This is a genomic window from Plasticicumulans sp. (assembly GCF_035331805.1).
In the GTDB taxonomy this organism is placed as follows: Bacteria; Pseudomonadota; Gammaproteobacteria; order Competibacterales; family Competibacteraceae; genus Plasticicumulans.
Genome location: NZ_DAOLKE010000146.1, coordinates 1 through 8525 on the forward strand (window position 1 = coordinate 1; position 8525 = coordinate 8525).

At 72.5% G+C, this 8525-nt stretch carries 11 protein-coding genes; 3 read left to right on the top strand and 8 right to left on the bottom strand.

Going from position 1 to position 8525, the window contains the following annotated elements; all coding sequences use genetic code 11:
- A partial coding sequence (locus tag PKE44_RS11255; protein WP_324551129.1) for a right-handed parallel beta-helix repeat-containing protein occupies positions 1–1352 on the top strand: 1352 nt, incomplete at its 5' end.
- 36 nt (positions 1353–1388) lie between these two features.
- On the opposite strand, the gene PKE44_RS11260 is transcribed toward PKE44_RS11255, so the two are convergent.
- The 7 genes from PKE44_RS11260 to PKE44_RS11290 all read right to left on the bottom strand — a co-directional run bounded on the left by PKE44_RS11260 (position 1389) and on the right by PKE44_RS11290 (position 6840).
- Positions 1389–2570 (bottom strand): VanZ family protein, encoded by a 1182-nt coding sequence (locus PKE44_RS11260; protein WP_324551132.1) that lies wholly within the window; start codon positions 2568–2570, stop codon positions 1389–1391.
- A complete protein-coding gene (locus PKE44_RS11265; RefSeq protein WP_324551134.1) occupies positions 2557–3837 on the bottom strand; it encodes a glycosyltransferase in 1281 nt (426 codons plus the stop codon). The genes PKE44_RS11260 and PKE44_RS11265 overlap by 14 nt, the downstream gene beginning before the upstream one ends.
- Positions 3831–4691: a hydrolase 1, exosortase A system-associated gene (locus PKE44_RS11270; protein WP_324551153.1), complete on the bottom strand. Its 861-nt coding sequence runs from the start codon at positions 4689–4691 to the stop codon at positions 3831–3833. Before PKE44_RS11270 ends, PKE44_RS11265 begins: the two co-directional genes overlap by 7 nt.
- Before the next feature lie 29 nt (positions 4692–4720).
- Positions 4721–5551 (bottom strand): hydrolase 2, exosortase A system-associated, encoded by an 831-nt coding sequence (locus PKE44_RS11275; protein WP_324551138.1) that lies wholly within the window; start codon positions 5549–5551, stop codon positions 4721–4723.
- A 25-nt stretch (positions 5552–5576) separates the two neighbouring features.
- Entirely contained in the window at positions 5577–5825 is a 249-nt protein-coding gene (locus PKE44_RS11280) for an acyl carrier protein (protein ID WP_324551141.1), read from the bottom strand.
- A gap of 188 nt (positions 5826–6013) precedes the next feature.
- A complete protein-coding gene (locus tag PKE44_RS11285) occupies positions 6014–6541 on the bottom strand; it encodes an N-acetyltransferase (RefSeq protein ID WP_324551143.1) in 528 nt (175 codons plus the stop codon).
- The gene (locus PKE44_RS11290; protein WP_324551145.1) at positions 6538–6840 is read right to left on the bottom strand and encodes a hypothetical protein; all 303 of its coding nucleotides are present in this window, start codon (positions 6838–6840) and stop codon (positions 6538–6540) included. The genes PKE44_RS11285 and PKE44_RS11290 overlap by 4 nt, the downstream gene beginning before the upstream one ends.
- A gap of 72 nt (positions 6841–6912) precedes the next feature.
- On the opposite strand from PKE44_RS11290, the gene PKE44_RS11295 reads away from it, so the two are divergent.
- On the top strand, positions 6913–7278 hold the full coding sequence (locus PKE44_RS11295) for a glycine zipper domain-containing protein (protein ID WP_324551147.1): 366 nt from the start codon (positions 6913–6915) through the stop codon (positions 7276–7278).
- A gap of 116 nt (positions 7279–7394) precedes the next feature.
- The gene (locus tag PKE44_RS11300) at positions 7395–7862 is read left to right on the top strand and encodes a WbuC family cupin fold metalloprotein (protein ID WP_324551149.1); all 468 of its coding nucleotides are present in this window, start codon (positions 7395–7397) and stop codon (positions 7860–7862) included.
- A gap of 24 nt (positions 7863–7886) precedes the next feature.
- Here the strand turns inward: PKE44_RS11300 and PKE44_RS11305 are convergent.
- Positions 7887–8525 (bottom strand): CHAP domain-containing protein (locus PKE44_RS11305; RefSeq protein WP_324551150.1); only part of this gene is annotated, 639 nt, incomplete at its 5' end.

Below are 8525 nucleotides of genomic sequence, written 5' to 3' on the forward strand. Positions count from 1 at the left end.
GCCCCCGCCGCGGCCGGCCGGCCGGCTTCGCCGCCGGCCTGCTGCTGCTTGTTGCGGGCCTCGCGACCGCCGATGTCCTCGATGCGGCACGCGCGCGCTTCCAGGTGAGCGGCGAGCCGCTGCCGGGGCGGTTTCCGCCGGCCGGCGACTGGCGCGGCATCGGCGCCGGCCCGGCGCGCGAACCGCTGCCGGCCGGCAGCAATCTGGTGCCGGTCGCAAACACCGACGAACTGCGCAGCGCGATGGCCGTGGCGCTGCCCGGAGACGTGCTGCTGCTCGCGCCCGGCGATTACCCGCTGCAGCGCACGCTGTACGCCGAGCGTCCGGGCGAGGCCGGGCGGCCGGTCCGCGTGCTCGCCGAGCGCCCGGGCAGCGTGCGCATCCGCGTCGCGACCACGGTCGGCTTCGAACTGCGCGCGCCGTACTGGTGGTTCGAGGGTCTCGACATCGCCGGTGTCTGCGCCGATCACGGCGACTGCGAACACGCCTTCCACATCGTCGGCGATGCCCGCCACACGGTGCTGCGCAACAACCGCCTGCACGAATTCAACGCGCCGGTGAAGATCAACGGCAGCGAGCGCGACGGCCGGCTGCAGACCCCCGATGACGGCCGCATCGACGGCAACAGCCTCTACAACTCCGGCGTGCGCCTGACCGGCAACCCCGTGACGCTGATCGACGCGGTCGCCGTCAACGGCTGGACGGTGCGCGCCAACCTGATCGCCGACTTCGTCAAGGGCGGCGGCGACAACATCAGCTATGGCGCCTTCTTCAAGGGCGCCGGCAGCGGCAACGTGTTCGAACGCAATCTGGTCATCTGCGAGATGAACCTGCACCCGCCCTACGGCGCGCGCGTCGGCCTGTCCTTCGGCGGCGGCGGCACCGGGGCGCCGTATTGCCGCGACGGGCGCTGCGCAGCCGAACACTTCGACGGCCGCATCCGCAACAACCTGATCCTGCACTGCAATGATGTCGGCGTGTACCTGAACCGCGCCGCGCGCACCGAGGTCGCGCACAACACGCTGTACGCAACGCTCGGCATGGACGCGCGCTTCCCGGATACCGATGCCGTGTTCACGAACAACCTGCTCGACGGCCGCATCAAGGCCCGCGACGGCGGGCGCTGGAGCGGCGACGGCAACCTGAGGCTCGAAGCCGCCGGCTTCGCCGCGCGCTTCTTCGCACCGCAGGACGCCGACTTCCGGCTGCGCGACGGCAGCGGCATCGTTGCCGCCGGCGTGCCGCTGCCGCAGGTTCCGGACGATCTCTGCGGCCACGTCCGCGCCCGGCTTCCCGACATCGGCGCCATCGAATACGGCCTCGACGCCTGCGATCCGGCCGGGCGGCCGTAAGGCAGGCACAATCCGGAGCGTGCGACGGCCTGCGGCTCAGCCCTCGCCGCTGCGGCCGGCGGTGCTTGCGAGCGGGTCCAGGCCGTGCGGCCCGCTCACCGGCGCTGCGCCCGCCACCGGGTGCAGCGGTCCGGCCAGATGCACGAGGCCGGCGGCGAGCAGCACCCAGAACAGCTCGCCGATGTCGGCATAGCGCCCGACCAGCCAGGCCTGCGCGCCCTCGACGCCGACGACCCAGCCGACCACCAGCAGCGTGGCGAGCGGCGGCAGGCGCTGGCAGCGCTGCTGGATCAGCCACAGCACGCCGGCGTAGATCGCCAGCCGCGCACAGAGATGCCGCAGGTTGTTCAGCATGTTGCCGTGCAGCAGGCTGTCGAACGGCAGCAGCGACAGCATGCCGAGCGGCCGCCAGCGGAACGGCCAGAGGCCGTCGAAGGTGTAGACGGCAGCGATCAGCCCGATCAGCAGGCCGTCGGCGCGCTCGCGACCATACAGCGCGCACAGCACGCCGAGCGGCAGGCCGAGCATCTGCGCCGGATCGGGATGGGCGGCGGGCAGCGCCGGCCCGAGCAGCAGCACGCCGACGACCAGGCCCACGGCCGCACGCACCCCGGCGCCGAGCCCCTGCAGCAGCCGCATCGACAGCCAGCCCCCGGCGACGTGCCAGACCAGCGCCGCCGGCAGCGGCAGGCTCAGCGTCGCCTGCAGCGAACGCACCCAGGCGAGCGGCAGGCCGGCCGGCCAGAACGGCAGCAGCGGCAGCAGCAGGCCGAGCAGCCAGAGCGCGAGGATCGCGATGCAGGCGGTGCGCGGCGCATCGTGCAGGCGCGTGGCCAGCAGCAGGCCGGCGGCGAGCCCGAGCGCATTCCAGAACACGTCGCCGAGCGAGGCGACGCGCTCCGGCAGCCAGAGCTGCAGCACCTGCAGCAGCAGCGCCCAGGCCAGACCGCCGAGCAGCACCGGCGCGGCGCGGCGCCAGGCCGTGCCGCGCCCGGCCCACCAGCCGCACAGCGACCACGGCACGAACAGCAGCATGTTGCCGAACACGTCGCTCGGGCGCGTCCACAGCGGTGGTACCTGCAGCAGGCTTTCCAGCGGCAGGCCCGGGAAGCGGAAACGGAACGGATACAGCGAGCCGTAGCCGATCAGCAGCGCGACGACGCCCCACAGCGCCACGCGCGCCGCGCTCGACGGGCGGCGCGGCTCAGCGCGATGCAACGAGCGCGTCGAGCAGCGCGGCGAGTTCGCCGGTGCGGGCACGGCGGCCGTGGCGCTCGGCCTGCGGGCGTCCGATGCGCACGGCGCTGCCGTCCTCGATGCGATCGAGGAAGACCGCAAGCGCGGCCTCGATCGCAGCGGCATCGTCGAGCGCGACGATGCTGTCGATGCCGGCGGCGCGCAGCGTCGCGGCGGTATCGCCGGCGGCGTCGGTCAGCGCCAGGATCGGCCGGCCGGCGCGCAGGTATTCGTAGAGCTTGGCCGGAATCTGGTGATTGCAGTTGGCGGCCTGGAACAGCAGCAGGCCGTCGGCCGCGAGCTGTTCGGCGAGCGCGGCCTCGTAGGGCACGGGCGGCGCCAGTTCGATCAGGTCCTGGATGCCGCGGCGCTCGATCTCGCTGCGGTGCAGCGCATCGTGGCCGGTGTAGCGCAGCACCACGCAGAGGCGCGCGGCATCGACGACGCCGCGCGCCTTCAGCGCGGCGAGCGCATCGAAGAACGGCCGCGGATCGCGCTCGCTCGGGTACAGCACGCCGCTGTGCACGAGCCGCACGCGCGCCCGGTCGCTGCGCGGCGGCGGCTCGCGGCCGGCGGCGCGCGTGAAGTTCTCCTCGTCGAAGCCGTTCTCGATGACCGTCCAGCGTTCGGGCGGCACCTCCGGATAGCGCGCCGCGTACATCGCGCGTGCGCCCGGCGTCGTGAACACCACGCGTGCGGCGTGCGTGACGACGCGCTTCTCGAGCTTCAGGAAGCTCGCGCGCTGCACCGGATCGCGCGGGTACTCGTCCTCGGTCATCGAATCGCGCAGGTCGGCGACCCACGGCAGGCCGGTCAGGCGCGCCAGCGTCGCGCCGATCAGCTGCGCGCTGGCGATCGGGTAGGTCGACCACAGCACGTCGGGCCGGAAGCGCCGGATCAGCGCCATCCCCTGCACGATGCCGCCGAGCGCCCAGCTCACGTGCCGGTCGGGCAGCGCCAGCGCGCGCGGATAGCGGCCGGCGATCGACAGGTGGCGCGCGGTGTCGAGCGCGAAGGCCCGCAGCACCGGCATGCCGGCGGGGACCTCGGCGAGCTGCTCGCTGCTGACGCGGTCGTAGACGCGCGGATGCGCGCTCAGCACCGCCGGCGTCCAGCCATGCTCCGGCAGGTACTGCGAGAACTTCAGCGTGCGCTGGATGCCGCTGCTCTCGCTGGCCGGCGGATAGTGGAAGGCGATCAGCAGCACGCGCCGCCCGCCCGCTCCGGGAGACCGCATCGGATTCACCATGTGCGCAGCCACTCCAGCGTCCAGCCGGCCACGGCATCACGCCACACGCGCCGGGAAAAGGTGTGATTGGCCCCGGCCAGCTCGCGCCGCGTGACGCGCGCCTCGGCGAGCAGCGCCTGCCACTGCGCCGACTGCTGCACGCAGTCGCGGAATTCGGCCGCGGTCAGGTCGTCGCCGGACAGCACCAGCAGCACCGGCCCGCGGAAGCGGCGCAGGCACTCGGCCATGCGCGCCGGCAGCGCCAGGCCCTGCGTCGGGTCGTCCGCACCGCCCGCCTGCGTGTCCGCCGGCGTACGCGCCAGCGCCCGGCGCAGCAGCCCGAAGGCCGAGCGCAGCGAGCCGCGGAAGTCGAACTCGCCGCGCAGCATCTTCTTCCACGGCGCGGCGCTCAGCAGCCGGCGGCGGTAGTAATGGCCGATGTAGGCCCGCGCCTCGCCGGTATCGGTGCGCACCCAGGGATTCAGCAGCACCAGCCCGGCGATACCCTGCGGGGCGCGCCAGGCGTGAAAGAGCGCCGCCGAGGCGGCATCGCAGAGCCCCCAGATCACGATCTCGCCGAGTCCGGGTGATTCACGGCGAAAGGCCGCGCAGGCGGCGGCGAGATCGGCATCGACGTCCTCGAAGCTGCGCGCCTCGCCGTCGGCATCGCCCATGCCGCGGTAATCGAAGCGCAGCACCGGCACGCCGGCCGCCGCCAGCTGCCGGGCGAGCAGCACGAACTGGCGATGACTGCCGACGCGGGTCTGCGGCCCGCCGACCACGACCAGCACGCCGCGCGCCGCACCGGGCGTGCCGGGGTGCAGGATCGCCGGCAGCCGCTCGCCGGCGCAGTCGATGGCGAAGCAGCGCTCCAGCGCCTCGGCAGGGACCGGGGCCGCGGTGCTCACGCTCCGGCACCGGCCGGCAGCGCGACGCCGGCGAGCATGGCGGCCGTCGCCTCGACCAGCGCCGGCACGACCGCGATTTCCTGCGTTGCCCAGAAGCTGTCGCCGACGACGGTCTCGCAGCGCAGCTCGTGGCCGTCCTTGCGCCAGCCCGTGAGCAGCTTCTGGGCGACGGCCCCCGGCGCCCGGCCGGCTTCGGACACGAGTTCGAGCCACAGCACCGGCACGCCGGCCGGTGGTGGCAGCAGGCGGCTGCGTTCGAGCGCGGCGGCGAGCGCCGGGTGCAGTTCGTAGCCGGCGATCTCCAGCGACTCGCCGGCGTTCAGGCGCTCGCGCAGGCCGGCCGCGGTTTCCTTGCTGCCGTCCATCAGGCCCGCGGCCAGACGCAGGCGCAGGAACTGCGTCAGCGCCAGATCACCGACCGTCACCGGCTGCCAGTACAGCAGCGTGTCGACCGCCAGCGCGGCGCTGCCCGCAAGCTCCGCAGCGAGCAGCGCGCCGGTGCGCACGCCCCACAGCACCAGGCGGCCGGGGTGGCGCGCCTGCAGCCATCGCGCGCAGGCGGCGTAGTCGTCCTGCCAGATCTCCCAGCGCGCGTCGACGAAATCGCCTCCGCTGTCGCCGGTCCCGTGGGGATCGACGATCAGCACGCCCCAGCCGTCGGCCGCCAGCCGCCGCGCGGCCAGCGTCAGCATGCGCCGGGACTTGTTCATCTCCTCGGCGAAGGGCACGAAACACAGCACGGCACCGCGCAGCGCCACGCCGGGCGCCGGTGCATGGCGCACGGCGAGCAGTCGTGCGCAGCGACCGGGCAGGAACTCGGGCAGCATCGGGGAAGGGAAGGCCGGCGCCGCTTCAGTCGACGCGGGCGGCGATGAAGGCGTGCAGGCTGCCGGCACTCGCGAAGGTATCGGCGCTCAGCTCGTCGTCGTCGATCGCGATGCCGAAGCGGTCCTCGATCGCGGTGATCAGGCTGACCACGGCCATCGAGTCGAATTCGGGGATGCTGCCGAGCAGCAGCGTGTCTTCGTGGATTTCGGCGGTACGCTCGCCGAGCTGCAGCACGTCGCCGATGAGGGCGCGGGTTTCTTCGAAGTTCAGCATGGGGACCGCTTCCGGGCTCGGGATCGGGGCTGCCTGTGGCGCGACGACCCGGATCGGGCCGGTGACGCACAGGGCGCGGAAAGATACCGGAGCGGCCCTGCGCGCGCCAGTCGCACGCTTGTGAACAGCGGCATCGGCCAGGATTCCCGGAAGTTTCCGCAAGATTGCGCCATCACGATGCCGAAGGCTCAGACCGCTCCGAACAGCGGGTGATACCGCACGATGCCGGCACATGCCAGCGGCTGCCAGGCGAGTGCCTGGAAATATTGCGGCGGCACCGGCCAGGCGCAGACCAGCACCGGCAGCGCGGCGAAGCCGAAGCGAGCGTAATAGGCCGGTTCGCCGAGCACGACGCAGCCGCCGGCGCCGCGCGCCTGCAGCGCCGCAAGCCCCGTGCGCACCAGCCGCGCCCCGATGCCGCGACCCTGATACGCCGGTGCCACCGCCAGCGGCGCCAGCCCGAACCAGTTGCAGTCGCGACCATCGAGCGTCACGGCACTGAAGGCGATGTGGCCGACCGGCGCCGTGCCCTCGACGGCCACCCACTCGCAGGCGATGCCCCCGGCGGCCCGCAGCTCGGCCACCAGCGCCGCCTCGGTGCCATCGGCATGCGCCGCAGCGGCGAAGGCGGTATCGACGACGGTGGCGATCGCGGCGTGATCGGCAGCCTCGACGGCGCGCACCGAAACCCCTGCAGCCGGATGGAAGCCGTTCATGCGCCGGCCCCGCGGCCGGCCTGCGCGCTGCGCTCGCCCGAGAGCGCACGCAAGGCTGCCTGCGTCGGGATCAGACGACGGCTGCCGGCAGGCGGCTTGCAGCGCGGCACGATGAGCGCAAACGGGCGGACGGCCATGCAGAACGGCCTGCGGCCCGCTCCCCGGGCCGTCCTGCCGGCATCCAGCCCATCGACCGCACCAACCGCCCAAAACCGGACGTTGTCGCCGCACCCCGACAGCAGCGCCGGTCCCGAGCAGGGTCCGTATCCGGAATAACGCATCATGTTTTTGATTTTCATGAATAACACCGGCATGGCACTACAAGTGCTCTGTCTCCCTCACCCGTTCCCGGCCTGTCAGGAGCCGCCATCATGTCCGCCCTCGCGTCGCTGCCCCGCACGTCCGTCACCCGTCATCCGCTGCTGGTGCTGCTGCTCGCCGCCCCGCTCGCCATCGGGGCAGTCGGCTGCGGCCACGGCCCGGCCACCGATGCCGGCGTCGGTGCGCTGACCGGTGCCGCGGTCGGTGCCGGTGTCGGTGGCAGAAAGGGTGCCCTCGTCGGTGGCGTGGTCGGAGCCGCTGCCGGTGTCGCGATCGGTCAGGAACAGGAACGCCGCCGGGCCGAGGCCGAACGTGCGCGCTATTACGACGACGGCTACGGACGCAACTATGACCGCAGCTACAACCGCGGCTATCAGGACGGCTACCGTCGCGATCCGTACTACGACAACTACTGAGCCTGAGGTGACCGGGCTCCGGTTTCCGGCGGCTGCGCCCGGCACATCCGCGTGAGTGGACGGCCCGCAGCCGGTAGGCTGCCGGACCTGCCCTTTCCGACGCCGGACCGTCCGCGATGCCCGTGCTGTTCGATTCCGCCCTGCTGGACCTGCTGCGCAACCATGCACGGGACAGCCCGCGCCGCCGTGCGCATCACCCGCTGCACCGCAGCCTCGATGAACCCTGCCAGCGCCTGCTGGTTGCGATCGAGCCGGATTCCTACGTCCCGCCGCACCGCCATCTGCAGCCCGAAAAATCCGAAGCCCTGATCGTGCTGCGCGGCCGGCTTGCCTGTTTCACGTTCGACGAATCCGGCACCTGCACGCAGCGCACGGTGCTGGCGCCCGGGGATGGCATCGACGTGCCGCCCGGTGAATGGCATGCGGTGCTGGCGCTCGATCCGGGCACGGTGTTCTTCGAAACCAAGGCCGGTCCGTACCGGCCCCTGGACGAGAGCGAACGGTCCGCATGGGCGCCGGGCGAGCAGGACGACGGTGCTGCGGCGTACCGTGAATGGCTGCGAGGTCTCTGCGCGAACCACTGAACCACGCACTGTCGCATCGCCCGCTCATTCGCCGGCGATGCGCTTCCAGCCGAGCAGATACGGATCGAGCACCCACCAGCGGCCCTTGCGTTCGAGCAGATCGAGGCTGCGCGCATGATCGGCGGCCGGCCACGGCCGGTTCAGGAAGTTCTGTTCGGCAACATCGATGCGCCCGGCCCCGGCATCGACGGCGACGACGACCGCGAGATGGCCGGTACGCAGGTACTCGCGGCCGTAGACCAGCAGGTCTCCGACCTTCGGCGGGGCGCTGTCGCCGTTGTCGTGGTTTTCGAGCGGCTGCGTGGAGCCGTCACTGGCGCGCGTGACCGCAGGGATCTTCAGCCACAGATCGGCGGCGACATCGACATCCCCGAAGAACACGCCGCGGTTCAGCAGCCACCAGCGCCGTGCGTACTCGACGCACTGCCAGCGGATGCCGGTGAATATCCCCTGCTCGCGATTCGGCAGCGGCACGAAGCAGGCGGCGCTGCAGTTGGAATAGGCCGGCGTGGTCGTGCTGCCGCCGAGGGTTTCGCCCCAGGGCGCGGCACAGTCGCGCGTGCAGGCCGCCGGCAGGACGGTTTCGGCGACATCGGCCCGCGCCGGCACGGGCACGGCGAGCACGGTGGCGAGCAGCAGCGCGGCCAGCCCGCGCGGCATGCG